At 46.1% G+C, this 547-nt stretch carries 2 tRNA genes; both read left to right on the forward strand.

Annotated features, from left to right (window positions below):
- Positions 1-54: 54 nt before the first annotated feature.
- Positions 55-131 (forward strand) — tRNA-Ile (locus QMX93_RS30820).
- 30 nt (positions 132-161) lie between these two features.
- Positions 162-237 (forward strand) — tRNA-Ala (locus QMX93_RS30825).
- The last annotated feature ends 310 nt before the right edge of the window (positions 238-547 follow it).

Raw genomic sequence — 547 nt, forward strand, 5'->3', positions numbered from 1 at the left:
TCCCACACGAATTGCTTGATTCATTGAAGAAGACGAAAGAAGCAGCCCGAAATTGGGTCTGTAGCTCAGTTGGTTAGAGCGCACCCCTGATAAGGGTGAGGTCGGCAGTTCGAATCTGCCCAGACCCACCAATTTTGTGTGGGAAACGCCTGTAGAAATACGGGGCCATAGCTCAGCTGGGAGAGCGCCTGCCTTGCACGCAGGAGGTCAACGGTTCGATCCCGTTTGGCTCCACCACTACTGCTTCTGAAGTTTGAAAGCTTAGAAATGAGTATTCCATCGTTGTGATGATGAATGTTGATTTCTAGTCTTTGACTAGTTCGTTCTTTAAAAATTTGGGTATGTGATAGAAAGATAGACTGAACGTTACTTTCACTGGTAACGGATCAGGCTAAGGTAAAATTTGTGAGTTCTCTTAGTTGAGAAATTCGAATTTTCGGCGAATGTCGTCTTCACAGTATAACCAGATTGCTTGGGGTTATATGGTCAAGTGAAGAAGCGCATACGGTGGATGCCTTGGCAGTCAGAGGCGATGAAAGACGTGGTA

The organism is Pseudomonas sp. PS01303, from assembly GCF_029959385.1.
GTDB classification, from domain to species: Bacteria; Pseudomonadota; Gammaproteobacteria; order Pseudomonadales; family Pseudomonadaceae; genus Aquipseudomonas; species Aquipseudomonas rustica.